The sequence below is a fragment of the Actinokineospora globicatena genome (genome assembly GCF_024171945.1).
Taxonomy (GTDB): Bacteria; Actinomycetota; Actinomycetes; order Mycobacteriales; family Pseudonocardiaceae; genus Actinokineospora; species Actinokineospora globicatena.
Map to the genome: position 1 here is coordinate 409,475 of NZ_JAMTCR010000005.1, position 23,413 is coordinate 432,887.

25 protein-coding genes and 2 tRNA genes are annotated in these 23,413 nt (G+C 70.3%); 14 read left to right on the forward strand and 13 right to left on the reverse strand.

From position 1 onward, the window contains the following. Positions 1 to 20: 20 nt before the first annotated feature. Positions 21 to 1,043 carry a permease gene (locus LV79_RS25570; RefSeq protein ID WP_253840780.1) on the forward strand — a complete coding sequence of 341 codons (1,023 nt, stop codon included), beginning with the start codon at positions 21 to 23 and terminating at the stop codon, positions 1,041 to 1,043. Then, positions 1,043 to 2,035 carry a TIGR03943 family putative permease subunit gene (locus LV79_RS25580; protein WP_372495456.1) on the forward strand — a complete coding sequence of 331 codons (993 nt, stop codon included), beginning with the start codon at positions 1,043 to 1,045 and terminating at the stop codon, positions 2,033 to 2,035. Before LV79_RS25570 ends, LV79_RS25580 begins: the two co-directional genes overlap by 1 nt. Here LV79_RS25580 and LV79_RS25585 read toward each other — a convergent pair. From LV79_RS25585 to LV79_RS25595, 3 genes are all read right to left on the reverse strand, one after another. After that, a complete protein-coding gene (locus tag LV79_RS25585) occupies positions 2,032 to 2,445 on the reverse strand; it encodes a Fur family transcriptional regulator (protein ID WP_253840781.1) in 414 nt (137 codons plus the stop codon). The genes LV79_RS25580 and LV79_RS25585 overlap by 4 nt on opposite strands. Further along, complete coding sequence (locus tag LV79_RS25590) at positions 2,442 to 2,837, reverse strand: ArsR/SmtB family transcription factor (RefSeq protein WP_253840782.1); 396 nt, start codon at positions 2,835 to 2,837, stop codon at positions 2,442 to 2,444. The genes LV79_RS25585 and LV79_RS25590 overlap by 4 nt, the downstream gene beginning before the upstream one ends. Positions 2,838 to 2,942: 105 nt before the next feature. Beyond that, positions 2,943 to 3,215, reverse strand: coding sequence for a hypothetical protein (locus tag LV79_RS25595; protein ID WP_285470489.1), 273 nt, complete (start codon positions 3,213 to 3,215; stop codon positions 2,943 to 2,945). 190 nt (positions 3,216 to 3,405) lie between these two features. Here LV79_RS25595 and LV79_RS25600 point away from each other — a divergent pair, with 190 nt between their 5' ends. Both LV79_RS25600 and LV79_RS25605 read left to right on the forward strand, forming a co-directional pair. Next, entirely contained in the window at positions 3,406 to 3,780 is a 375-nt protein-coding gene (locus LV79_RS25600; RefSeq protein WP_253840783.1) for an antibiotic biosynthesis monooxygenase, read from the forward strand. 79 nt (positions 3,781 to 3,859) lie between these two features. Further along, positions 3,860 to 5,245, forward strand: a complete 1,386-nt coding sequence (locus tag LV79_RS25605) for a glycine--tRNA ligase (RefSeq protein WP_253840784.1) — start codon at positions 3,860 to 3,862, stop codon at positions 5,243 to 5,245. A 474-nt stretch (positions 5,246 to 5,719) separates the two neighbouring features. On the opposite strand, the gene LV79_RS25610 is transcribed toward LV79_RS25605, so the two are convergent. Then, positions 5,720 to 6,529, reverse strand: coding sequence for a hypothetical protein (locus LV79_RS25610; RefSeq protein ID WP_253840785.1), 810 nt, complete (start codon positions 6,527 to 6,529; stop codon positions 5,720 to 5,722). 242 nt (positions 6,530 to 6,771) lie between these two features. Here LV79_RS25610 and LV79_RS25615 point away from each other — a divergent pair, with 242 nt between their 5' ends. The 4 genes from LV79_RS25615 to LV79_RS25630 all read left to right on the forward strand — a co-directional run bounded on the left by LV79_RS25615 (position 6,772) and on the right by LV79_RS25630 (position 10,469). After that, positions 6,772 to 7,356 (forward strand): YdcF family protein, encoded by a 585-nt coding sequence (locus tag LV79_RS25615; protein ID WP_372495484.1) that lies wholly within the window; start codon positions 6,772 to 6,774, stop codon positions 7,354 to 7,356. An 18-nt stretch (positions 7,357 to 7,374) separates the two neighbouring features. Then, positions 7,375 to 8,673 carry a deoxyguanosinetriphosphate triphosphohydrolase gene (locus tag LV79_RS25620; RefSeq protein ID WP_253840787.1) on the forward strand — a complete coding sequence of 433 codons (1,299 nt, stop codon included), beginning with the start codon at positions 7,375 to 7,377 and terminating at the stop codon, positions 8,671 to 8,673. 72 nt (positions 8,674 to 8,745) lie between these two features. Continuing rightward, a complete protein-coding gene (locus LV79_RS25625; protein WP_253840788.1) occupies positions 8,746 to 9,822 on the forward strand; it encodes a serpin family protein in 1,077 nt (358 codons plus the stop codon). 80 nt (positions 9,823 to 9,902) lie between these two features. Next, positions 9,903 to 10,469 (forward strand): carboxymuconolactone decarboxylase family protein, encoded by a 567-nt coding sequence (locus tag LV79_RS25630; RefSeq protein WP_253840789.1) that lies wholly within the window; start codon positions 9,903 to 9,905, stop codon positions 10,467 to 10,469. Between the two features lie 238 nt (positions 10,470 to 10,707). Here the strand turns inward: LV79_RS25630 and LV79_RS25635 are convergent, their stop codons facing one another. Continuing rightward, positions 10,708 to 11,643 carry a sigma-70 family RNA polymerase sigma factor gene (locus tag LV79_RS25635; RefSeq protein WP_372495485.1) on the reverse strand — a complete coding sequence of 312 codons (936 nt, stop codon included), beginning with the start codon at positions 11,641 to 11,643 and terminating at the stop codon, positions 10,708 to 10,710. A 71-nt stretch (positions 11,644 to 11,714) separates the two neighbouring features. On the opposite strand from LV79_RS25635, the gene dnaG reads away from it, so the two are divergent. From dnaG to LV79_RS25650, 3 genes are read left to right on the forward strand one after another with little or no spacing between them, the layout of a single operon-like run. Beyond that, on the forward strand, positions 11,715 to 13,613 hold the full coding sequence (gene dnaG / locus LV79_RS25640) for a DNA primase (RefSeq protein ID WP_253840791.1): 1,899 nt from the start codon (positions 11,715 to 11,717) through the stop codon (positions 13,611 to 13,613). Between the two features lie 4 nt (positions 13,614 to 13,617). Further along, positions 13,618 to 14,145: a hypothetical protein gene (locus LV79_RS25645; protein WP_253840792.1), complete on the forward strand. Its 528-nt coding sequence runs from the start codon at positions 13,618 to 13,620 to the stop codon at positions 14,143 to 14,145. A 54-nt stretch (positions 14,146 to 14,199) separates the two neighbouring features. Beyond that, positions 14,200 to 14,964: a trans-aconitate 2-methyltransferase gene (locus LV79_RS25650; RefSeq protein ID WP_253840793.1), complete on the forward strand. Its 765-nt coding sequence runs from the start codon at positions 14,200 to 14,202 to the stop codon at positions 14,962 to 14,964. Positions 14,965 to 14,998: 34 nt separating this feature from the next. Here LV79_RS25650 and LV79_RS25655 read toward each other — a convergent pair whose 3' ends face one another. Further along, a complete protein-coding gene (locus tag LV79_RS25655; RefSeq protein ID WP_253841232.1) occupies positions 14,999 to 15,163 on the reverse strand; it encodes a hypothetical protein in 165 nt (54 codons plus the stop codon). 146 nt (positions 15,164 to 15,309) lie between these two features. On the opposite strand from LV79_RS25655, the gene LV79_RS25660 reads away from it, so the two are divergent. Together LV79_RS25660 and LV79_RS25665 are read left to right on the forward strand one after the other, a co-directional pair. After that, positions 15,310 to 15,382 (forward strand) — tRNA-Asn (locus tag LV79_RS25660). A 174-nt stretch (positions 15,383 to 15,556) separates the two neighbouring features. Further along, positions 15,557 to 15,630: transfer RNA gene (locus LV79_RS25665), tRNA-Ile, on the forward strand. Between the two features lie 105 nt (positions 15,631 to 15,735). Here the strand turns inward: LV79_RS25665 and LV79_RS25670 are convergent. After that, on the reverse strand, positions 15,736 to 16,149 hold the full coding sequence (locus LV79_RS25670; protein WP_253840794.1) for a VOC family protein: 414 nt from the start codon (positions 16,147 to 16,149) through the stop codon (positions 15,736 to 15,738). 405 nt (positions 16,150 to 16,554) lie between these two features. Between LV79_RS25670 and LV79_RS25675 the strand changes: the two genes are divergently transcribed. Beyond that, a complete protein-coding gene (locus tag LV79_RS25675; protein WP_253840795.1) occupies positions 16,555 to 18,684 on the forward strand; it encodes a glycosyl hydrolase family 18 protein in 2,130 nt (709 codons plus the stop codon). 40 nt (positions 18,685 to 18,724) lie between these two features. Here LV79_RS25675 and LV79_RS25680 read toward each other — a convergent pair whose 3' ends face one another. From LV79_RS25680 to LV79_RS25705, 6 genes are all read right to left on the reverse strand, one after another. Further along, on the reverse strand, positions 18,725 to 19,705 hold the full coding sequence (locus LV79_RS25680; protein WP_253840796.1) for a CobW family GTP-binding protein: 981 nt from the start codon (positions 19,703 to 19,705) through the stop codon (positions 18,725 to 18,727). Between the two features lie 170 nt (positions 19,706 to 19,875). Next, positions 19,876 to 20,352 (reverse strand): NUDIX domain-containing protein, encoded by a 477-nt coding sequence (locus tag LV79_RS25685; protein WP_253840797.1) that lies wholly within the window; start codon positions 20,350 to 20,352, stop codon positions 19,876 to 19,878. Further along, the gene (locus tag LV79_RS25690) at positions 20,349 to 20,747 is read right to left on the reverse strand and encodes an OsmC family protein (protein ID WP_253840798.1); all 399 of its coding nucleotides are present in this window, start codon (positions 20,745 to 20,747) and stop codon (positions 20,349 to 20,351) included. Before LV79_RS25690 ends, LV79_RS25685 begins: the two co-directional genes overlap by 4 nt. 142 nt (positions 20,748 to 20,889) lie before the next feature. After that, on the reverse strand, positions 20,890 to 21,585 hold the full coding sequence (locus LV79_RS25695; protein ID WP_253840799.1) for a copper homeostasis protein CutC: 696 nt from the start codon (positions 21,583 to 21,585) through the stop codon (positions 20,890 to 20,892). Positions 21,586 to 21,923: 338 nt separating this feature from the next. After that, entirely contained in the window at positions 21,924 to 22,304 is a 381-nt protein-coding gene (locus tag LV79_RS25700) for a VOC family protein (protein WP_253840800.1), read from the reverse strand. A gap of 2 nt (positions 22,305 to 22,306) precedes the next feature. After that, entirely contained in the window at positions 22,307 to 23,386 is a 1,080-nt protein-coding gene (locus LV79_RS25705) for a beta propeller repeat protein (RefSeq protein WP_253840801.1), read from the reverse strand. Positions 23,387 to 23,413 lie beyond the last annotated feature (27 nt).

A 23,413-nucleotide genomic window follows, 5' to 3' on the forward strand; every position in this document is an offset into this window, starting at 1 on the left:
GCCACCGCGGGAGGAGCCCGATGAGCACCCAGACCGTGGTCGAGCCGGAGCCCGCGGCGACCCCGCCTGCGCCCAAGCGGCGGGTGACGTCGCTGGAAGTGCTCTGCGTCGTGCTGGTCGTGGCGCTGCTGGCGCAGGGTCGGCTGGTGCAGTGGCTCGACGTGCCCGCCATCCAGACCGGGGCCACCATCTTCGTCGCGGTCTGCGTGCAGGCGCTGCCGTTCCTGGTGCTCGGCGTGCTGATCAGCGGCGCCATCGCGGCCTTCGTGCCCGCCTCGGCGCTCAACCGGCTGCTGCCCAAGCGGCAGTCCGTCGCCGTCCCGGTCGCGGGCCTGGCCGGGGTCGCGCTGCCGACCTGCGAGTGCGCGGCGGTCCCGGTGGCCAGGCGGTTGATGCAGCAGGGCGTGCCGACCTCGGTTGCGCTGGCGTTCCTGCTGGCCGCGCCCGCGGTGAACCCGGTCGTGCTGGTGGCCACCAACGTCGCCTTCCCGAACAACCCCGGCATGGTGGCCGCCCGGCTGGTCGGGTCGCTGGCCACCGCCGTGGTCATGGGCTGGCTGTGGGCCAGGTTCGGCAAGGCCGAGTGGATCATCGAACGGGCGCTGCGCAGGCTGCCCGAGCCCGACGGGCGCTCCCGCTGGCGGCTGTTCTTCGAGACCTCCCGGGCCGACCTGGTCGACGCGGGCGGGTTCCTGGTCCTGGGCGGCCTCACCGCCGCCGTGCTCAACGTGGTCATCCCCCGGGCCTGGGTCGACACGCTCGGCGAGCAGATCGTGCTCGGCGTGCTGGTGATGGCCGTGCTCGCCGTGGTGCTGGCGCTGTGCAGCGAGGCGGACGCGTTCGTCGCGGCGTCCATCTCGGGCATGCCGCTGCTGCCCAAGCTGGTGTTCCTGGTGGTCGGCCCGGCCATCGACGTGAAGCTGTTCGCCCTGCAGGCGGGCACCTTCGGCCGGTCGTTCGCGATCCGGTTCGCCCCGGCCACCCTGGTGGTGGCCCTCGTCTGCGCCGTGCTGTCGGGCCTGCTGTTCCTCGGGGGTGCGTGATGCGGCGCGAGACGCAGAACATCCTGCTGGTGCTGGTCGGCGGGGCGCTGCTCAAGATCAGCCTGACCGGCGCCTACCTGCAGTACGTCAAGCCGTCGCACCAGTTCTGGCTCATCGGCGGCGGCGCGGTGATGGTGGCGCTCGCGGTGATCTCCATCGGCCGCGACCTGATCGGCCCGCGCCGCGACCCGGCCGCCGCTGATACCCCGGCCCATGGCGCCGCTGACCCCGCTGTGCACGCCGCCGCTGTCCCCGACTCAGCCGTGCACGCCGCGGTCGGCCTCGATCCCGCCGGGCGGACGGCCGTCGGGCAGGACTCCGCTGGGCATGCCGGTCCCGAGTCCGAGAGCCAGGCCGCCGCTGACCACGGTCCCGACAGCCACGGCTCCGCTGGTCACGGCCCTGCCGGCCAGGCCGCCGCTGACCACGGCTCTGCTGATCATGACTCTGCAGGTCATGATCACGGGGACGGGACGCACGACCACCCGGCCCGCAGCGCCTGGCTGCTGCTCCTGCCGGTGCTGGCGATCTTCCTCATCGCCCCGCCCGCGCTCGGCGCCGACTCGGTGCTGCGCGGTGACAACCGGGCGGCCGCCAGCCGCGCCGCGGGCAGTGACGGCATGGTCGCGTTCTCCCCGCTGCCCGCGGGCAGTCCCGTCCCGGTCCCGATGAGCGAGTTCGCCGCCCGCGCCGCCTGGGACTCGGGCAACTCGCTCACCAACCGCGACGTCCAGCTCTCCGGGTTCGTCGTCGCCCAGGACACCGACGTCTACCTCGCGCGGCTGTCCATCGCTTGCTGCGCCGCCGACGCCTTCCCGGTCAAGGTCAAGCTGGTCGGCCAGGGCACGGCGGGCCTGGCCAACGACACCTGGCTGGAGGTCGTCGGCCGCGTCGAGCCCGGCACCGCCACCAAGGAGAACGACTACATCCCCACGCTGACCGTGTCCTCGATCACCGAGATCCCGCAGCCGGAGAACCCGTATGAGGGCTAGGTCGAGCAGGCCGCGCAGGTGCCGAAGATCTCCACGGTGTGGCTGACCTGCGTGAACCCGTTCTCCGCGGCGATCTTCTCGGCCCACCGCTCCACCGCGGGGCCCTCCACCTCGACGGTGTGCCCGCAGGTGCGGCAGACCAGGTGATGGTGGTGGTGGCTCGAGCAGCGCCGGTAGATCGCCTCACCGGTGTCGGTGCGCAGCACGTCGATCTCGCCCGCGTCGGCCAGCGACTGCAGGGTCCGGTAGACGGTGGTCAACCCGATGCCCTCGCCGCGTTTGCGCAGCTCCTCGTGCAGCTCCTGGGCCGAGCGGAACTCGTCGAGCTGGTCGAGCAGGTGGGCGACGGCGGTGCGCTGGCGGGTGGACCGCCTGCCGGGCACCGTCGCCGATGTTCGCTCCGTCGTCACCGGTCGCCTTCCTCCACGTGGGCAACTGCGTCGACGACGATATGCGACAGGTGCTCGTCCACGAGCCGGTACACGACCTCCCTGCCGTGCCGCTCCCCGTAGACCACACCGGCGGACTTGAGCACCCGCAGGTGCTGGCTGATCAACGGCTGGGCCACCCCGAGCGCGTCGACGAGCTCGTGCACGCACCGGTCGGCCGCGCGCAGCTCCAGCACGATGGCGATCCGCACCGGCGCGGCCAGCGCGCGCAGCAGGTCCCCGGCGGCCCCGAGGGTCACCGCCGGTCTGCGGTGCGCGGGATCCACCACGACGGGCCGGTCGTGGGAGTGGTCGTGCTGCTCAGCGGCGACCCGCAGCTCGTGCGACGCGGTTTCCGAGGTCACGGTCGACATCGGTCCTCTCCTCGTCCCGGAGGCAGGCGGCCCGACGGGGTGATGGTTACCGTGTTCATCTTAGGCGCTCCCCGCCCCGATAGCGCCGACCTCGCGGCGCGGGCCTCACAGCACCGACACCGCGACGGCCACCAGCAGCCCCAGAACAAGCACCCGGCCGACCCGCTGCGCGGGCGCCAGCACCCGCCAAGTCCCGGCCAGCAACACCCCGACCCCGACGGCGAGCACTCCCAGCAGCAGCGCCCCGACCGGCCCGCGCACCAGCACCGCGGTCACGAACAGCCCGACCACCACCAGGAACGCCGCTGCGGGCGGCACCTTCGCCAACGGCCCCCGCCCCGCGAGCAACGGCGCCTTCATCGACCGCGTCCGCCCCACCGGGTCCTCCTCTCGGTCCACCACAGGCCCCGAATCCTCGCACCCCTCCCGCCAACTCACCGGGACGAACACCGATCGCCTTATCCTGCTGTCCCTGCCCCGCGCTCTCGTCCGACCGCCGCTCGCGTCCTCAGGTCGTTGCCCCACCTCGCTGTCCTGCCCTCGTTGCCCCGCTCGGAAGGTCTCGCCCGTGCTGCTGATCGCCAGGTTCACCACCGCTGACGCGGAACCGTTCATCGAGCGGGTCCGAGTGGCCCTGGAGTTGCTGCTGGCGCAGCCGGGCTGCCAGCGCGCCCTGCTGGCCCGCTCCACCGAGGCCGCCGACGGCTGGGTCCTGACCGTCGAGTTCGCGTCCGTGTCGGCCTACCGCAGGGCGCTGTCCCCGTTCGACGTCCGCACGCACGTCATCCCGCTGCTGGCCGAGGCCGACACCACCGAGCCCGCCGCCTACGAGGTCGTGCTTGAGGGCCAGCCGGGCGAGGTCCGCCACCACGTCAGCCTGCTGGCGGCCGACGCCGACACCGTCCGCCTCGGTGAGGCGGCAGGCCCGACCACCGCCCGCTGATCACCCGTCCCCCGGACGGACCACGCCGGGGTGCGGACTACGCTGGTCGCCTCGCCCTTGAGTTCCGACAGGAGGGGTCGTGGCAGCCGACCGGATCGAGACCGTCGTCAGCCTCTGCAAGCGCCGTGGTTTCGTCTACCCGTCCGGGGAGATCTACGGCGGTACGCGGTCGGCCTGGGACTACGGACCCCTCGGCGTCGAACTCAAGGACAACATCAAGCGCGCGTGGTGGCGCAGCGTCGTGCAGGGCCGCGACGACGTCGTCGGCCTCGACTCGTCGGTGATCCTGCCCCGCGAGGTGTGGACGGCATCCGGCCACGTCAACGCCTTCCACGACCCGCTCGTCGAGTGCACCTCGTGCCACAAGCGCTTCCGCGCCGACCAGCTCGTCGAGGAGTACGCCGCGCGCACCGGCAAGGACGTCGCCGAGGGCGACCTGTCCGACGTGCCCTGCCCGAACTGCGGCACCCGCGGCCAGTACACCGAGCCGCGCGAGTTCAACATGATGCTCAAGACCCACCTCGGCCCGGTGGAGACCGACGAGGGCATGCACTACCTGCGCCCCGAGACCGCGCAGGGCATCTTCGTGAACTTCCTCAACGTGCAGACGACGTCGCGGCGCAAACCCCCCTTCGGCATCGGTCAGATCGGCAAGTCGTTCCGCAACGAGATCACCCCGGGCAACTTCATCTTCCGCACCCGCGAGTTCGAGCAGATGGAGCTGGAGTTCTTCGTCGAACCCGGTACCGACGACGAGTGGCACCAGTATTGGATCGACGAGCGGACTCGCTGGTACACCGACCTGGGCATCGCGAAGGACAACCTGCGGATCTACGAGCACCCGCGGGAGAAGCTCTCGCACTATTCCAAGCGGACGGTCGACATCGAGTACCGCTTCCAGTTCGGTGGCCAGGAGTGGGGTGAGCTCGAGGGCATCGCCAACCGGACCGACTTCGACCTGACGACGCACTCCAACCACTCCGGTGTGGACCTGTCCTACTTCGACCAGACCACCAACTCCCGCTACCGCCCGTTCGTCATCGAACCCGCCGCCGGTGTCGGCAGGCCGATGATGGCCTTCCTGCTCGACGCCTACGTCGAGGACGAGGCCCCCAACGCCAAGGGCGGCGTCGACAAGCGCGTCGTCCTGCGCCTGGACCGCAGGCTCGCCCCGGTCAAGGTCGCCGTGCTCCCCCTCTCCCGCAACGCGGACCTCTCCCCGAAGGCCCGCGACGTGGCCACCGCCCTGCGCAAGAACTGGAACGTCGACTTCGACGACGCGGGCGCCATCGGCCGCCGCTACCGCAGGCAGGACGAGATCGGCACCCCGTTCTGCGTCACGGTCGACTTCGACTCCCTCAACGACCAGGCCGTCACCGTGCGAGAACGCGACACCATGTCCCAGAACCGCGTCTCCATCGACAACCTCGAGTCCTACCTAGCCCCCTTCCTCATCGGCTGCTGACCAACTTCTCCATATCGACCGCGGACCCAACTCCTCCGGCACGGACCCCACTTACGTCCGTGCCGGTCGGGTCCAGCTTCTCCACGCCGTTCGCGGACCGATTCCTCCATCGCTTCACCCGCCCAACCCAGCACCCGGCAGGTCCACCCACCGCCGTCTGTCCTGGGCATCGCGGCCCGGCGGGTGGTGCCGTGGAGCATCCAGCTCCCGCACCGGGCATCGGTACCTGGCTCCGACACCCACTACTGGAACCCGTGCCCGGCACTGACATCCAGTGCCCACATCCCCCACGCCTCAAGCCGCGTTGGTTCAGGTGCTGCGCCAGCAAGCGACATCCGTCCCGGCGTCCGACATCCCGCACCGGCCCCTGGCCCTCCGACATCCTGCGCCCGATGCCCGATGCCCGATGCCCGATGCCCGATGCCCGATGCCCGATGCCTGACCGCCGGTGGGTGGGTGCGGTGCGGGTGGCGATCAGGACATGATCACCTCCGGCCGGGGACGAGTCGTGGCCAACCGGTAAGCGCCGCGCAGTTCCTCGACGACCGTGTCCGGCTCGGCGATGACCCGCAGCGGGTCCGTGTGCAGGGGCACGATCCCCGCCGCGGTGAGCCGAGCCGCCCTGGTCAGCGCGGGCACACCCGTGCGTGGTGCCCACGGCCGGTGCAGGTCGCAGTCCCACGCGAAGGCGACCTTGTCCCACCAGGCGTCGACCACCGCCAGGTGCACATCACCGACCGTGCTCAGCCGCGCCGTCCAGGTGGGCGGTGGTAGCCCTGCCCGGTCGACGAGGTCCTGCGCCGCCTTGGCCGACCGCCACCGCAGGTCGCGGTCGATCTCGGCGAGCACCCGGCGCAGCAACGTGGTGCCCTGCTCGGGGACGTGCGCCAGCTCCGCGTGCAGGTCGCTGACCTCGACGCCACCCGCCCGGGTGACGTCGATCAACTCCCGCACCTGGTCCAGCGTCGCCGCTCTCCTGCAGCTGTCCACCGCGGCCCTGGCGGCGGGGGTGGTGGGAAAACCCCGTCGCCACAACGGTTCCGGTGGGTGGGCAGTGCGTTCGACGATGACTGACCCGTCGGCGCGGCCCGGTCGTTTCAGCGGTACCAGCAGGTGCACCGCGCCCTGTTGGGGCACCGGGATGCCGTTGAGCCACAGTGCTTCCCGGCCGGTCACCACGGCGTCGGGGTGGGCGTTCCGGAATGCGGCGCGAAGCCTGCGCAGTCGGTTGGGGCCGGACTCCGCCAGGAGGATGACCTCCGGGGTGGGGTGGTTCGTTCGCATGGTCCCGAGGTAACCCTGGTTCGGCGGGTGGGCGAAAGGGGAGTCGTTGGCCTGTGGACAACTCGACCGGTTGTGGACAACTCGGTCCAGGCAACCCGGCGACCTGCGTGGACGTCTGACCAGGTGGCAGACCAGCCCGTGCCGGGGCGCCGTACACCCGTTCTGGAAGGATGCTGCGCGTGCCTCCCCACCCCCACCCAGTCCGCCGGTTCCTGCGCAGGCTGCTCGTCGGCTTCGTGCTCATGGGGTTCCTCGTGGTCGGCGGCACCGCGTTCCGCGTCTGGCAGGTCGCCAGGATCGATGATCGGGACAAGGCCGATGTCGTGGTCGTCCTCGGCGCGGCCCAGTACGCGGGCAAGCCGTCCAAGGTCCTCGAGGCGCGGTTGCGCCAGTCCAAGGCCCTCTACGAGCAGGGCGTGGCCGGGTACATCGTCACCGGTGGCGGCCGTCGGGCGGGGGACCGGTTCACCGAGGCCGAGGCGGGTCGCCGCTGGCTGGTCGACCGGGGCGTGCCCGAGGACCGGGTGATCGCCGTCGGGGAGGGCAACGACACCCTGGGCACCCTCAAGGCCGTCGCCATCAAGGTCAAGGACCGCGGCTGGGAGACCGCCGTGATCGTCAGCGACCCCTGGCACTCCCTGCGCTCGCGCACCATGGCCAAGGACGCGGGCCTGGACGCGTGGACGTCACCGACGCACTCCGGGCCGATCGTGCAGACCCGCGAAACCCAGGCCCGGTACATCTTCCGGGAGACGGCGGCGTTGCTCTACTACCGCGCCACCAACGCGTCCGCCGACGGTATCGCCATCGACGAAGAAGTGGGCTGACGGACGTAGTCTCTCCTTGTGGGCTACACCGAACAGGACAGTGAACGCCTCTTCGCCGAAGGTCCTAAGGGCGCGGTGCTGGATGGCGCGCTGCCCGCTGCAAGAAGTCCGTTCAGTCGAGACCGAGCGCGCGTCCTGCACTCCGCTGCCTTGCGTCGACTCGCGGGCAAGACCCAGGTCGTTGGCCCTAACGAGGGGTCCGAGGTCCACGGCATCCCCCGCACGAGGTTGACCCACTCGCTGGAGGTAGCCCAGATCGGGCGCGGCATCGCGGATGAGCTGGGGTGCGATCCTGACGTTGTCGACACCGCTGGCTTGGCCCACGACATCGGGCACCCCCCGTTCGGGCACAACGGTGAGCAGGCGCTGAACGCCGTCGCGCAGCCCTGTGGCGGGTTCGAGGGCAACGCGCAGACCCTCCGGATCCTCACCAGGCTCGAACCCAAGGTTCTTGGCGCGGACGGCACCCCCCACGGTCTCAACCTCGCCCGCGCCTCACTCGACGCCGCGACGAAGTACCCCTGGCCGCGACGTCCCGGTCAGGTGAAGTTCGGCGCTTACGACGACGACCTCCCGGTCTTCATGTGGATTCGGGTAGGAGCCCCCGGCGACCGTCAGTGTCTAGAGGCACAGGTTATGGACTGGGCCGACGACGTCGCCTACTCCGTGCACGACGTCGAGGACGGAGTGCGTTCCGGCCGGATTTCCCTGTCAGCACTAGCGGATCCGGTCGAGCGCACGGTGGTAGCCGAACTCGCTGCCAAGCACTTCTCACCTGAACCGTTGTCGGTAGTCGAAGCGGCCGCGGACGGGCTCTTGGCCCTACCGGTTGTCGCGGACTTGGTCGGGCACGACTATGACGGCTCCTTGGGCGCACAGGTGGCGCTCAAACGGTTGACCAGCGAACTAGTCGGCCGGTTCGCCTCTGCCGCCGTCACCGGCACTCGCGCCGTGCACGGCGACGGCCCGCTGACGAGGTACGCCGCCGACTTGGTCGTGCCGCCGCTCGTCGCCGCCGAGGTCGCCCTGCTCAAGGCCATGGCGGTGCACTACGTGATGAGCGACCCCCGCCGGTTGGCGCTGCAGGCCAGGCAACGGGAATGGATCACCGAGCTGGTCGCGGCACTCACCGACCGCGGCGCGTCCGCCCTGGAACCGGCCTTCCAACCCGCCTGGCACGCCGCCCAGGACGACGCACGGCTGCTGCGGGTCGTGGTCGACCAGGTGGCCTCGCTGACCGACGCGCAGGCCCGTGGGTGGCACGCCAACCTGTGCACGGGCGAGCCTGTGGACAACTTCCGAGCCGACCCGCGCTGAGCCGGCACACTCGGGTGCGAGGACAGAACGCGGAACCTGGAGCACCACACGCACCGAGTCGGGAGAAACGCAGTGTCGCACTTGGACTTCACCCTCGCCTTGCACCGGGCCATCGCCCCGGACCCCACCCAGCAGGTGTGCTGGTCGCCCTTCTCGGCGGCCAGTGCGTTAACGCTGCTGGCCAGGGGAGCGCGCGGCACGACCCAGGCCGAGTTGCGCGCCCTGCTCGGTGATCTCGCCGCGCTGGGCGCCGCGCTGGGCGCGGCGGGCACCCTGAGTGAGGTGTGGGAGGGCCAGCCGGAGCCGACCCTCGCGGTGGCGAACACCCTGTGGGCCGACGCGGTGATCGACATCGAGCCGGGTTTCGCCGACCTGTTCGCGGGCAGCGGCGGTGTGCGCAACGCCCCGTTCCAGGCGGAGCCGACCAAGGCGCGGGACCAGATCAACGCGGACATCGCCGAGACGACCCGGGGTCTCATCCCGGACCTCCTCCCGCCGGACGTGATCACCGCCGACACAGTGTCCATTTTGGTCAATGCGCTGTACCTCAAGACATCGTGGGAGGGGAAGTTCACCCCTGACGAGAGCCCGAGCCCGTTCACCGGCGCGCGGGGGACTGTCGACGTGCCGACGATGTACCTCGACAAGCAGCTGCCCTACGCCGCGCGCGATGGGTGGCAGGTCGTCGGTATCCCAGCTCTCGGCGGGGTTCAGGCCGTGGTGCTGCTGCCGGACGGGGATCTCGGACCCGCCGAGGCGGCGCTCACCACGGAGTCGTTGGGCGCGCTGCTGGCCGATCTGGACTGGATGCAGGTCGGGCTGCGCCTGCCGAAGCTGGACGTCTCCACGCAGTCGGACCTGACCGAGGCGCTGAACGACCTCGGCGTTACCACGGTGTTCTCTGACCAAGCCGACCTCTCGGGGATCAGCCCGGACCCGCTCTATGCCCAAGCGGTGTTGCACGAGTCCGTACTGCGGGTCGACGAGCAGGGCTTGGAGGGCGCCGCGGCGACGGCGGTCGCGATGGCCTTGACCGCTGTGGCGACCGAGCGCGTCGACGTCACTGTGGACCGGCCGTTCCTGCTGCTGGTCCGACACCGGGACACGGGGGTGGTGTACTTCGTGGCTCGCGTCACCAACCCCGCCTGACCTGTCACGCCGGGCCGGGCTGTGCCGTCCTCCCCGTGAACGCCCCCAGGCCCCGGGGGCAGCGAGCGGAGGAGGCAGTCATGCCCCGGATCCCCGGCATCGGCACCCGTGAGGCGGGTCCCACCCTGCGTGCCCTGTACTGGTTCGCCAAGCGGCGCTTCGGCGCGGTCCCCGAGCCGTTCACCGTGCTGGCGCACCACCGCAAGCTCATGCTGGCCTCGGCCAAGCACGAGCTGGGCGTGCAGCGGGCCTCGCGCGAACTGCCCGCCAACGTGCGCGAGTTGGCGGTCTACCGGGTGGCGCAGCAGGTGGGCTGCTCGTGGTGCGTCGACTTCGGCACCATGCTGCAGCGGCTCGATGGCCTCGACATCGACCGCCTCAAGCACATCGACGAGTACGCGACGTCGAACGCGTACACGGCCGACGAACGGCTGGCCATCGCCTACGCGGACGCGATGACGGCCAACCCGATGACGGTCACCGACGCCCAGGTCGAGGACCTGCGGCAGACCTTCGGAGCGAAAGGAGTCGTGGAACTGACCTACCAGATCGCGCTGGAGAACCAGCGCGCGCGGATGAACCACGCCCTCGGCATCACCGACCAGGGCTTCACCTCCGGTGACGCCTGCCGGGTCCCCCAGCCCTGACCCCGGTCGCTGACCACCACTGACCGCGCACCAGCCACCGGCCGGTTCGCCGGTCGGTGGACACCCCGCCGACGCGGTTCACCCGCGCCCCACCGGGCTCGAGGTCGACCCGCCCACGGTTCGCGTCGCACGTGACCCGAACCGCCCCGGCGAGACCCCATCTCCGTGCCGTCGTGCCGTCGTGCCGTCGTGCCGTCGTGCCGTCGTGCCGGTGTCGGGTCCGGGGCGGGCGCGGTGGCTAGGCCTCGGGGGCGTTGGCGAGGTCTGGGACGGCGGCGAGCTTGTCCGGGTTGACGATGTCGTAGATGGCGGCGATGCGGCCGTCGCGGACGGCGAAGGTGGTGACCCGGCGGTCGCGGCCCTTGCCCGCGTCGGCGGCGGGGAGCAGCACGCCGAGGTCGCCGTTGACCAGGACCGTGGTGCCGGACAGGACCTCCGGGCCGTACTGGGTGAACAGCCCGAGGAAGAACCGGCCGATCTTGTCCGGGCCGGTGATGAGCTGGCGGGCCGTGCGCGCCTTCCCGCCCCCGTCGCCGACGAAGGTGGCGGTGGGGTGCAGGAGCGAGACGACCGCCGAGAGGTCACCCGCGGACAGCGCGGTGACGAAGCGCTCGATCAAGCCGCGCTGTTCGTCCAGTGTGGCCCGCGCTGGTGCGTCGGCCTTGGCGACCGCCTTGCGGGCCCGGGTGGCGTGCTGGCGAGCCGTGGCCTCGGTGCACCCGAGGGTCGCGGCGATGTCGGCGAACGGCAGGTCGAATGCGTCGTGCAGCACGAGGGCGACGCGTTGCTCGGGGCTGAGCCGGTCCAGCACCAGCAACGCGGCCAGCCGCACACCGTCCTCGCGCACCGCGACGTCGAGCGGGTCCTCGCTGGTGGGTGCCCCGAGCGGGGTGACCACCGGTTCCGGCAGCCACGGTCCGACGTAGCTCTCCCGGCGCGCGGTGGCCGAGCGCAACCGGTCCAGGCACAACCGGCCGACCACGGTGGTCAGCCAGGCGCGCAGGTCGCGGATCTCCGATTCGTCCACAGCGGACAGTCGCAACCAGGCGTCCTGCACCGCGTCCTCGGCGTCGGCGCGGGTGCCCGTCAGCCGGTAGGCCACACCCATGAGGTGGTCGCGGTGCGTGGCGAACCGCTCGGCCAAGGCGTTGTCGCTGACGGTCACCCGGGACAGCGTAGTCGCGGGCGACCACACCTCAGGGTGACGTGCGACCCACGGGTGGGACGCGCCTAGACTCGACGATCGTGGCTGGACGCATCCGGGAGAGTGACATAGCGCAGGTCCGTGAGCGCAGCCGGATCGACGAGGTGGTGGGCGGTTACGTCCAGCTCCGCAGCGCCGGGGGTGGCGCGCTCAAGGGCCTGTGCCCGTTCCACGACGAGAAGACCCCGTCGTTCAACGTCCGCTCGACGCACGGCACCTTCCACTGCTTCGGCTGCGGCGAGGGCGGCGACGTCATCGCGTTCGTGATGAAGATCGACCACTTGACCTTCGTCGAGGCCGTCGAGCGGCTCGCCGAGCAGGCGGGCATCCAGCTGACCTACGAGGGCGGCGGCGCCAGCGTCCAGCGCGACCGGGGCACCCGCTCCCGCCTCGTCGACGCGCACAAGGCCGCGCAGGAGTTCTACGCCGAGCAGTTGCGCACCCCCGAGGCCCTCAAGGCGCGCGAGTTCCTGGCCGAGCGCGGTTTCGACGAGGCGGCCGCCAACACCTTCGGCTGCGGGTTCGCCCCGGCCGGGTGGGACAAGTTGACCAAGTACCTGCTCGGCCGCGGCTTCGAGGTCGCCGAGCTGATCAAGGGCGGCCTGGTCAAGGAGGGCAGGCAGGGCCCGATCGACCAGTTCCACCGCAGGCTGCTGTGGCCGATCCGCGACATCGGTGGCGACGTGGTCGGCTTCGGCGCCCGGCGGATCTTCGACGACGACCAGATCCAGGCGAAGTACCTCAACACCAGGGAAACGCCCATCTACAAGAAGACCCAGGTGCTGTTCGGCCTCGACAGCGCCAAGCGCGAGATCGCCAAGCGGCACCAGGTCGTCGTGGTCGAGGGCTACACCGACGTGATGGCCATGCACGCCGCCGGGGTGCCGACCGCGGTGGCCTCCTGCGGCACCGCCTTCGGCGTCGAGCACATCAAGGTGCTGCGCAGGCTGCTGATGGACGACGCCTCCTTCCGCGGCGAGGTGATCTTCACCTTCGACGGCGACGAGGCGGGCCAGAAGGCCGCCCGCAAGGCCTTCGACGACGGCGACCAGGAGTTCACCGCGCAGACCTTCATCGCCGTCGCCCCCGACGGCATGGACCCGTGCGACCTGCGGCAGGCCAAGGGCGATGTCGCGGTCAAGGACCTGGTCGCCCGGCGCAGGCCGCTGTTCACCTTCGCCATCCACGCCGAGTTGGCCGAGTTCGACCTGGACACCGCCGAGGGCCGGGTCGAGGCGCTGCGCCGCACCGTGCCGCTGGTGGCCAGGATCAAGGACCACTCGCTGCGCGACGAGTACGCCCGCCAGCTCGCGGGCTGGGTCGGTTGGGACGACGCGCAGACCGTGGTCCGCCGGGTCCGCGAGACCGCCGGTGTCGCGCCGACCCGCCGGGCGCGCGCGGTCAACCCGAGCCAGGCCGCGCTCCCCGTCGAGGTCGACGGCCCGCCGCGGCCCAACCCGAACGACTCCGAGCTGCACGCCCAGCGCGAGGTGCTCAAGCTGGCCCTGCAGGAGCCCGCGCTGGCCGGTCCGGTGTACGACTCGATGCCCGCCAGCGCGTTCACCAACCCCGCGTACATCGCCGTGCACACCGCCGTGATGGCGGCGGGTGGGACGGCCAGCGGCCTGGCGGGCGCGGAGCTGCTGGAGGCGGTCAGCAAGAACTGCCCGCCGACGGTGCGCCGGTTGGCCAGCGAGCTCGCCGTCGAGCCGATGCCGCTGCCGAACAAGAACGCCGCCGCCGAGCGCTACGCCTCGGCGATCCTGGCCGCGCTGCAGAAGGAGCAGGTGGGCCGCCAGGTCGCCGACATCAAGTCCCGGTTGCAGCGGCTGTCCCCGATCGAACACGCCGAAGAGGTCCGGGAGTTGTGGGGGGATCTGGTAGCAATGGAGGAGTGGCACAAGGCGTTGGGCATGCAGGCCCGCGGGAGCATGGGGTGATCCCGTGAGCGGCTGGCTGGGCAGGTTCCTCGGTGGCGTCCCCAAGGGCTTCACCGGCACCTTGGAGCGCGAGGAGGCCGTGGTGGCCTCGGCGCCGGTGCGCGACGGCGGCCACCTGGTCGCGACCTCGCTCGGCCTGTGGGTGCCCACCGACGACGGCCCGCGCCGGATCGGCTGGCACCTGGTGTCCAAGGCGAGCTGGGCCAGTGGCGTCTTCGTGATCACCGAGGCCGACGAGGTCGAGCGGGCCGGGGACGCCGTCGTGCTCGCCGACCGCGCGCCGCAGCGGTACGTGGTGGAGCAGCCGGGCAAGCTGCCGCAGGCCGTGCACCGCAGGGTCACCGGCTCGATCCGCACCCGCCACCGCCGCGAGCTGCCAGACGGGGGAGCGTGGTTCGTCCAGCGCAAGGTGCCCGGCCGCGACGGGACCGTGCTGCAGGTCCGCCCGGACCCCGGGACCGACGTGGCCCTCGTGCGCGACATCGCCCAAGAGGTCGCCCAGCGGATGGGTGAAGGGCTCGCGGACGCCTGACCGACGCGCTACTGTGGTAAACAGTACGTACGTACGGTTTATTTGGGAGGCGTCATGTGGGACCCCGCGAAGTACCTGAGTTTCAGCGACCACCGGGCCCGTCCCTTCTTCGACCTGGTGGCCAGGGTGCGCGCCGAGAGCCCGCGCGCGGTGGTCGACCTCGGCTGCGGCCCGGGCAACCTGACCGTCACCCTGACCCAGCGCTGGCCCAACGCCCGGCTGACGGCCATCGACTCCTCCGCCGAGATGGTCGCCGCGGCCCAGGCCAGGGGCGTGGTGGCCAGCCAGTCGGACTTGCGCGACTGGACCCCGGACGACCTGACCGACGTGGTCATCAGCAACGCGGCGCTGCAGTGGGTGCCCGATCACCCCGACCTGCTGGCCAAGTGGGCGTCGGCGCTGTCGCCGGGGGCGTGGCTTGGGGTGCAGGTGCCGGGCAACTTCGCGGCGCCGTCGCACGAGTTGATCAGGGGGTTGGTCGCCGAACCCGAGTGGGTCGATCTGTTGGAACCGGTGCGCCTGCGTGAGGAGGACGCGACTCTCAACCCCGACGGCTACGCCGAATTGCTCAGCGCAGCCGGGTGCGACGTCGACGCCTGGGAGACCACCTACCTGCAGCGGCTCGACGGGGAGGACGCCGTGCTGGAGTGGATCAGCGGCACCGCGCTGCGCCCGATCCGCGCGGCCTTGTCCGACCCGCAGTGGCAGCAGTTCCGCGCCGAACTGGCGCCACGTCTGGCCGAGGCGTACCCCCGTCGGGCGGACGGCACCACGTGGTTCCCGTTCCGCCGGGTCTTCTTCGTCGTCAGGGTCCGGTGAGCCACTCGCGCGGGTGACGCTGGACCGGGTGGACCTAGTGCCGGAGGTCCTCCAGCTTCGCCCGCGCGATCCCCGCCGCCCCTTGCACGGCCGGGTGATCGGCGATCCGCCGGTACGCGCGCACGATCTGCTCGTACCGACCGCGCCCCGCCTTGGCGCCCAGGACATACCCGACCGCGGCGCCAACGAGGAACCTCACCACTACGCCTCCCGAGGGGTGTCACCGTCCACCTATCCTGCCCCACCGCGCCAACCCGCGCCGCGCCGCCACGGGGGTACCCCCGCTGAAAGCGGTGGCGGACATGCGCTAGAGTTACGCCTCGTTGGGCCCCGGCCCGACGGCGATCCTCCATAGCTCAATTGGCAGAGCATTCGACTGTTAATCGAAGGGTTGCTGGTTCGAGTCCAGCTGGAGGAGCAAAGCCCCAGGCCACGCGCCCGGGGCTTCTTTGCTGTCTAGGGCAACTGTGCACTTGCTCCGCACTATCGCCGGGGTCCGGGACCCCTCTTGGCGGCTTCCCGACCAAAGTTGATCAAGAGAATCCCTGGAGTGTCCGCTACACGGACACGGTGGGTAAGATCCAACCCGCTGGGGGCGGTAGCTCAGTTGGTCAGAGCAGGGGACTCATAATCCCTTGGCCGTGGGTTCGAGCCCCACCCGCCCCACTAGGACAGGAGGGGCCTTCACCTGCCTGTTCGCATGTCGACCAGTCCAGGACGGTACCCCTCCGGTCCAAGCCGGAGGGCAGTCAGAGGGCAACTCCTGCGGGTTCAGGCCTGCTGCTGGGTGATGTTGATCAGCCAGCTGATGCCGAAGCGGTCGGTGAACGAGCCGAACTCGTCGCCCCACATCTGCTTCTCCAGCGGGGTGTCGACGGTGCCGCCCTCGGTGAGCTTGGCCCAGTAGCCGCGCAGCAGGTCGGTGTCGTCGCCGCTGATGCTGAGCGTGATGTTGTTGCCCGGCTTGTTGTCCATCCCGGGCGGGAAGTCGGCGGCCATCAGGGTGTAGCCCTGCGGGGTCTCCAACTGGCCGTGCATGATCTTGTCGGCCAGCGCCGGGTCGGGGGCGCCGAACTCGCCGAAGGTGTTGACGCGCAGGTCGCCGCCGAGCACCCCCTGGTAGAACTCCAGCGCCTCGCGGGCGGTGCCGGGGAAGTTGAGGTAGGGGTTGAGCCGAGAACTCATCGCTGTCCTCCATTCGGACTACAGGTCAGCCGGATCCTCGCAGATCGACCCGGGTGCGACAACGCGGGAACCGGCCGTTTGCGCCACCGTGCCGCCGTCGAGACCTTACCGACCGGTACCCGGCACCACCGGTCACGCTCAGTCCACAAGGGAATGGCAATGGCGGTGATTTGACGAAACCGGGACCACCCTGTCAAGTGTCTACTTGGGACTGTGAATTCCCACTGCCTGATCAGGAGAAATGCCCGCTTGGTGGGTATTGGCACGGGATGTGCGGAAATGGTTCGACCATCCACCGCAGCACCCTTGACATCGGGTTTGGTCTAGTCCAATTTTGGGAGGCACCGAACGCGGTCGGGGCTGTCCACCCGGTCGTGTCACCCACCCTGCACTGGAGCGCAAACCATGCGGCTGTCCAGACCACTCACCGCCCTGATCGCCACCGCGGCCGCGGCGGCGTCCGTCGTCGGGATCACCATGGCGACGAACTCGGCGCAGGCCGCGCCGAGCGGCAAGACCACCACCGTGGCGGCCAAACCCCTTCCCACCAGGGTCTTCGCGCCCTATTTCGAGGCGTGGACCGGCGAGAACCCGGCCACCCTCTCGGCCGCCTCCGGCGCCAAGTACCTCACGATGGCCTTCCTGCAGACCGCCAGTCCCGGCTCGTGCACCGCGCTGTGGAACGGCGACACCAGCATGCCGATCGGTCAGGCGACCTTCGGCGCGCAGATCAAGCAGATCCAGGCCGCGGGCGGTGACGTCATCCCGTCCTTCGGCGGCTACACCGCCGACACCACCGGCACGGAGCTGGCCGACAGCTGCACCGACGTCAACAAGATCGCCGCCGAGTACCAGCGGCTGATCACCACCTACGACATCAGCCGGATCGACCTCGACATCGAGATCGACGCGCTGGACAACACCGCGGGTGTCGACCGCCGCAACAAGGCCGTCAAGCTCACCAAGGACTGGGCGAAGGCCAACGGCAGGCAGATCCAGTTCTCCTACACCCTGCCGACCACGACGACCGGCCTGGCGCAGAACGGCATCGCCCTGCTGCGCAACGCGGTGCAGAACAACGCCGAGGTCGACGTCGTCAACATCATGACGTTCGACTACTACGACAACGCGGGCACGCACAACATGGCCGAGGACACCAAGACGGCGTCCCAGGGCCTGGTCAACACCCTCGCGCAGCTGTACCCGAGCAAGACCCAGGCGCAGCTGTGGGGCATGGTCGGCGTCACCGAGATGATCGGCGTCGACGACTTCGGCCCGGCCGAGACCTTCACCAAGGCCGACGCGGTCACCGTCTACAACTGGGCCCTGCAGAAGGGGATCAACACCCTGTCGTTCTGGGCCCTGCAGCGCGACAACGGCAACTGCCCCGGTGGCGCTGCCCGCGACGACTGCTCCGGCATCGCGCAGGAGCTCTACTACTTCAGCAAGACCTTCGCGCCGTTCACCGGTGGCAGCCAGAACCCGTCGGACGACTTCTCGCTGTCGGTGAACCCCGCTTCGGTCAGCCTCGACCCGGGCAAGACCGCCACCTCCACCGTCAGCACCGCCGTCACGACCGGTGCCGCGCAGACCGTCACCCTCTCGGCCGGTGCCGCGCAAGGTGGAGTCACCGCGGCCGTCAACCCCGGTAGCGTCACCGCGGGCAACTCGGCGACGGTCACCTTCACCGCCAACAGCAACGCGACCCCGGGTACCTACCAGTTCACGGTTACCGGTTCCGCCGCTTCTGGCACCCACAGCGCGACGGTCGCCGTCACGGTCAACGGAACCCAGCCGGGTAACGACTTCGGCCTCGCGGTCAACCCGTCCAACGTGACCCTCGACCGCGGCAAGACCGCGACGACCACGTTGAACACCACGGCCACGGGTACCCCGCAGACCATCACGCTGAGCGCCACCAAGCCGCAGAGCGGTGTCAGCGTCGCGATCAGCCCGACCTCGGTCACCGCGGGCAACAACGCGACCATCACGGTCACCACCACCGCGTCGGCCACGCCCGGCACCTACGACTTCTACATCGGTGGTTCGGCGGCTTCGGGCAAGCACAGCGCCAGCTTCACGGTGACGGTCAACGGTGGTACGCCGCCGACCGGCCCGGTCGTCAACGGTGACTTCGAGACCGGCTCGTTGGCCCCGTGGACCGCGCTCTCGGGTACCTCGGTCGTCAACTCCGGCGCCCACGGCGGCTCTTACGCACTCTCGGTCGCCGCGACCAACTCCAGCACCGGTGAGGCGTCGCAGGCGCTGACCCTGCAGCCCAACACCGCTTACACGCTGCGGGCCTGGGTCAAGGGCACTTACGCGTTCATCGGTGTTCGCGGTGGCGCTACCGCCAGCACCTGGGCTTCCCCGGCTGACTGGCAGGAAGTGTCGCTGCCGTTCACCACTGGCGCCAGCGGTGCCGTGACGGTCTACGTCCACGGCTGGTACGGCCTCGGCACCGTGTTCGCCGATGACGTCACCGTCTCCGCGGGCAGCGTCGCCAGGGCGATCACCAAGCGCACCACCCGCTAGTTCCCCGGCGCGGCGGGCACCCCAGGGTGCCCGCCGCGTTCTAGTCCACTGAGGACTGGTAGCGGGTGATCGACAGCAGGTCCAGCGGATCGACGGTGTCATCCGCGGTGACCACTGCGGCGGTGAGTTCGGCGGTGATCGCGGCGGCGTCCAACTCGGCCCCGATCAGCACCAGATCAGTCCGCCGCCCGGCGTCCACCACCGGCGTCACCCACACCGACGACCCGACGGTCTGCACCCCCAGCGCCCCGTCGGTCCCCGCGAACCAGGCGAAGCCCTTCATCCGGTACAGCCCAGCGGGCCGCTCGGTCAGGAACCGCGCGAACCGCAGCGGGTGCAACGGCTCGTCGTGCCCGAACTCGATGCTCGCGTAGCCCGCGTGCAGGTGCTCCTCGTGCTCCACCAGGTCCTCGAAGGACAGTTGCCGCTCCACCGGGTCCGGCCGGTCGACCGGGTCGAACAGCAGCGCCGGGTCAACCCTGCCGTACTCGGTCGGCACCACCGGCGTTCCCTCGGCCAGTTCGCGCACCAGCTCCAACACGCCGGGACCGGCCCGGTCGGCCTTGTTGAGCAACACCAGGTCGGCCTGCCGCAGGTGCAGGTCCAACCGGGGGTGCGTGCGCCGGGTCTCGGTGAACTCGGCGGCGTCGACCACCTCGACCAGCCCCGCGTACCGGATGTGCGGGTTGGCACTGGCCAGCAGCATCTTCACCATCGCGGGTGGCTCCGCGAGCCCGCTCGCCTCGATGACGATCACGTCGACTGGTCCATCCGGGTGCGCGAGCCGGTCCAGCATCGCGTCCAGGTCTTCGGGGTCGACCGCACAGCACAGGCAGCCGTTGCCCAGCGACACCATCGAGTCGACCTGCGCGGCCACGGTCAACGCGTCGATGTTGACCTTGCCGAAGTCGTTGACGATGACGCCGACGCGCAGGCCGGACGCGGTGCGCAGCAGGTGGTTGAGCAGCGTGGTCTTGCCGGCGCCGAGGAAGCCCGCGACCACCAGAACCGGGATGTCCACCGGGGGAGGGTAGCCCCCGCCGAGTCGCGCCCGGCGGGGACCGCACCCCCAGTCCCCCCTCGCGGCCGATCGCTCGACCTGGGGAGGACGGTAATCGGGTGATTACCGGGGGTCATCCGGCTTCAGGATGAGGCGGGCGTCCACCGTTGGGCGGAGCGTCCTTTGTGGTCTTACCTCCGATCGAAGTACGTCTGGATCACCTGGGTGTGCAGTGGGAACGCCAACGGGACGGGACCGCGGACCAACTCCCAGCCCGTCGTCTCGTTCGTCGGGGCGGAAGGCGGTAGGGCTGACTCGGTCGTCGCCGGAGCCAAGCCGAAGACCAAGAGCGTGCCGTCTGGGGCGCTTAAGGCGTCGAACAGCGTGATCTGACCAGCGTCGACAGTGACACCAGCCTCTTCGCGCAGCTCTCGTGCCGCTGCTACCTGCCACGACTCGCCGTAGTCCACGAACCCACCGGGTAACGCCAACTCCTTCGGCTCGATGTCGCGCCGAACGACTAAGAGCCCGTCATCGACCGGCAGCAGTAGTACGGCAACCGGAATCGGATTCAGGTACGACGTTTGTGTGCAGTGCTCGCACCGCCGAGGCCAGGAGAGGCCATCCGGGAAGCGGGTACCGCAGAAGGAGCAGTGCGAGTTCCTCACGGCGCCACCACCATGTCGATCGCGGTGGACCGCTTCAAGGTCCGCGTCACGGTGCACAGCGCGTTGACGGCCCGGTCGACCACGTCGAGCAGTTCTTGGCGCGCCGCGTCGTCCAGCCCGCTCATGTCGATGCCCACGTCGACGCGCACCCCGTTCAACTCGTGCGCGCCCGGCGGCCGGACATCCGTCGCGTCGACCACGGGGGCCGACCCGGTCCGGCGCAGCACCAACTCCTCCGCCGTGATGCCCACGCAGGTCGCCGCGGCCGCGAGGAGCAGCTCGACCGGGCTGAACACCCCGTCCTGCCCCGCGCGCCCCACCGCGACCGACGCCCCCCGGTCGTTGACCGCCGTGAAGACGTGCTCCCCGGTGCGCTCGGTCCGGATCGTTGTCACAGGTCCCTCCCCGCTTCGGGCCAAGATCGTCCAGTGGCCCCTCGATTCCACAGTATGGCGGGGTGACCTGGGGAAACCAGGCGGGGTCGGCGGCTGTGGACAGTTCGAGGGGTTGTGGACAACTGCCGTCGAGTGGCCGGGGTCAGGTGTCCAGCAGGGCGCGGAGGGCGCGGACGCGGTCGACCTCCACCGGGGCCGCCCAGTTGTCCCGCACAAGCCCACCGGCGTGGATGGCGGTGACGCCGATGGACCGCAGGCCAGGCACGTGGGCGTGCTTGAGGCCCCCACCAGCCAGGAGGCGGACACCTGCCGCGCGCCAGTCCTCGCGGGCGGCGAGGCGGGGGAGGCCGTCCTCGAGGCCGCGAGCCGACCCCGCCGTCAGCACCGTGTCCAAGCCCGGGAGACCGCGCAGCGCGGCCCAGGCCTGCTGGGCGTCGGTGGCGTGGTCGACGGCGCGGTGGAAGGTCCAGGGGCAGCCGTCGATGGCGCCGAGCACGGCGTTGGTGGCGTCCAGGTCGACCTGGCCCTGCTCGGTGAGGAAGCCGAGCACGAACTCCCGGGCCCCCGCCTCGCGCAACTCGCCGACCGTGCTGACCAGCCGGGTCACCTCGGCGTCGTCGGCGGTGAAGCCGTCGGTGCCGCGCACCATCACCCGCAGCGGGATGTCCACCGCGGCGCGCATCTCGGCGACCAGTTCGGGATCGGGGGTCAGGCCATCCCGGTCCATCTGGGCGACGACTTCGATCCGGTCGGCGCCACCCTGTTGGGCGGCCACCGCGTCGGCGACGGTCAAGGCGATGATCTCCAGCAAACCGCGCTGTGGCGAGGAAACGGTCACCCGGCCATCATCCGGCCTCGTCGGCGATTTGTAATGCCCCGGTCCCACAATCGGCGGAGTTCGCACAGGTCGACCACGAGAACCGGTGGGGTATAGTGGTCCAGACCACATACTTGGGCAGTGGTTCTTGTGCGGTGACCACAAGTTCGGCACCGCGTGGCCGCTGTGGACAGCCGGCAACCGGACCGGCCGAATGGTGGGAAATAGTGGTCCAGACCACATGGTGTTAGCGTTCGTGAACCGCCCGCGCCCGATTCGCCTCGGTTATGCCGGGCATTCCGGCCCTGGACGCGGCAGCGCCCCGGTGGTTGTCGACCACCGGGGCGCTGTGGACCGGGTCAGGCCGTGGCGGACCGCTCTGCGGCGCTGCGCAGCACGCAGAACTCGTTGCCCTGCGGGTCGGCGAGCACGGCCCAGCCGGTCCCGTTGGACTGGCGCCGGTCGTCGACCACCCGGGCACCGGCCGCGACCAGCCGCTCGACCTCCTCGTCGCGCGGGATGTCGGGCTGCAGGCACAGGTGGAGCCGGTTCTTGACCGTCTTGGGCTCAGGCACCCGGTTGAAGAACAGCGTCGGACCGCCGGGGACCTGGATCCACGCCTCTTCCTCGCCGTCGACGCACTCCGGGTCCACCGGGTGCCCCACGACCTGGGACCACCACTGGGCCAAGGCGTAGTTGTCGTTAGCGTCGAAAGCGATGTTCACGATGCTAGAAGGCATGGTCAGAACCCTAGGCGCAAGGTGGCCACACGGCCCTTCTCACCAGCGGCCCAGCAAGACCCGTCCGCGGCGCAGTCGACGGTGTCGAAGCTACCGCTGTCGAACGCCCGCCAGTTGCGTCCCTCGTCCAGGGTGATGTCGCTTCCGGTAGGTCCAACGGTGATTGCCACCGTGTGCAGGAACGGGTGCCAGGTGATGCCCGAGCGGTAGCCCTTGGGCGCTGACGACGGCTTCTGCCAGGTACGGCCACCGTCACGGGTAGTGCCTAGCGCGTCGACCGCACCGTCAGGCTTGGCGTAGTCACCGCCGACGGCGATGCCACGGGATCGGTCGCGGAACGCGGTCGCGAAGACACCCGCGCTCGCGTTGCTGGCCAGGACGGTGTCGCTCACGGTCCAGGTCCGGCCACGGTCGGACGAGTGCAAGACCCGTGCCTTCGAACCGCCGCCGGTCGCGATCCACGCGTCGCGCGCACCCGCCACGCTGACGCACTGGCCACTCGCGGCGAACGCGAACTCACCGTCCAACGCGGGCGGCATGCCGTCGATGGGGACGACCGACCAGGTACGGCCACCGTCGTCCGTGGAGAGCAGTCGGAACTTGCCGTCGATCGGGTCGCTTAGCGCTAGGCCGTGCTTGCGGTCGAAGAACGCTAGACAGTCGTAGAACCCTGCGGCCTCGGCATTGCGAAAGGTCTCGGCCCAGGTAGCGCCACCGTCGGTGGTGCGGAAGATCCGTGACTGGTCGCCGGGACCGATGCTTAGCGCTACCGCCGTGCGTGCGTCGAACGCCTCGATGTCGCGTAGTTCCAGGGTCTCGGTGCCGGGTGGGGAGGTACGGGACCAGGTACGGCCACCGTCGGTGGTGCGCAGGACAGTGCCACCGCTGCCGCTGGCCCACGCGACCTTGGCGCTGACCGCGGACAGGCCACGCAACCGCGCTTCGGATCCGGTGGGGGACAACCGCCAGGTCAGGGTAAGACCGTGGCCCGCTGTCCCGGCGTCTGGCGTCGCGGAGGCAGGCACGGCCAGCGTGCTCGCCGCCACGACAGCGAGCACGCCGATGATGAGGGGTCGCTTCATGTCGCGGAACCTAGACCAGCCGTGGTG

Coding starts and splice junctions, on each gene's coding strand:
- LV79_RS25590 (WP_253840782.1), bottom strand. CDS start 2,837: ATGTCGACCGTGACCTCGGAAACCGCGTCGCACGAGCTGCGGGTCGCC.
- LV79_RS25700 (WP_253840800.1), bottom strand. CDS start 22,304: ATGCCTTCTAGCATCGTGAACATCGCTTTCGACGCTAACGACAACTAC.
- LV79_RS25675 (WP_253840795.1), top strand. CDS start 16,555: ATGCGGCTGTCCAGACCACTCACCGCCCTGATCGCCACCGCGGCCGCG.
- LV79_RS25650 (WP_253840793.1), top strand. CDS start 14,200: ATGTGGGACCCCGCGAAGTACCTGAGTTTCAGCGACCACCGGGCCCGT.
- LV79_RS25670 (WP_253840794.1), bottom strand. CDS start 16,149: ATGAGTTCTCGGCTCAACCCCTACCTCAACTTCCCCGGCACCGCCCGC.
- LV79_RS25580 (WP_372495456.1), top strand. CDS start 1,043: ATGCGGCGCGAGACGCAGAACATCCTGCTGGTGCTGGTCGGCGGGGCG.
- LV79_RS25630 (WP_253840789.1), top strand. CDS start 9,903: ATGCCCCGGATCCCCGGCATCGGCACCCGTGAGGCGGGTCCCACCCTG.
- LV79_RS25705 (WP_253840801.1), bottom strand. CDS start 23,386: ATGAAGCGACCCCTCATCATCGGCGTGCTCGCTGTCGTGGCGGCGAGC.
- LV79_RS25615 (WP_372495484.1), top strand. CDS start 6,772: ATGGGGTTCCTCGTGGTCGGCGGCACCGCGTTCCGCGTCTGGCAGGTC.
- LV79_RS25610 (WP_253840785.1), bottom strand. CDS start 6,529: ATGCGAACGAACCACCCCACCCCGGAGGTCATCCTCCTGGCGGAGTCC.
- LV79_RS25570 (WP_253840780.1), top strand. CDS start 21: ATGAGCACCCAGACCGTGGTCGAGCCGGAGCCCGCGGCGACCCCGCCT.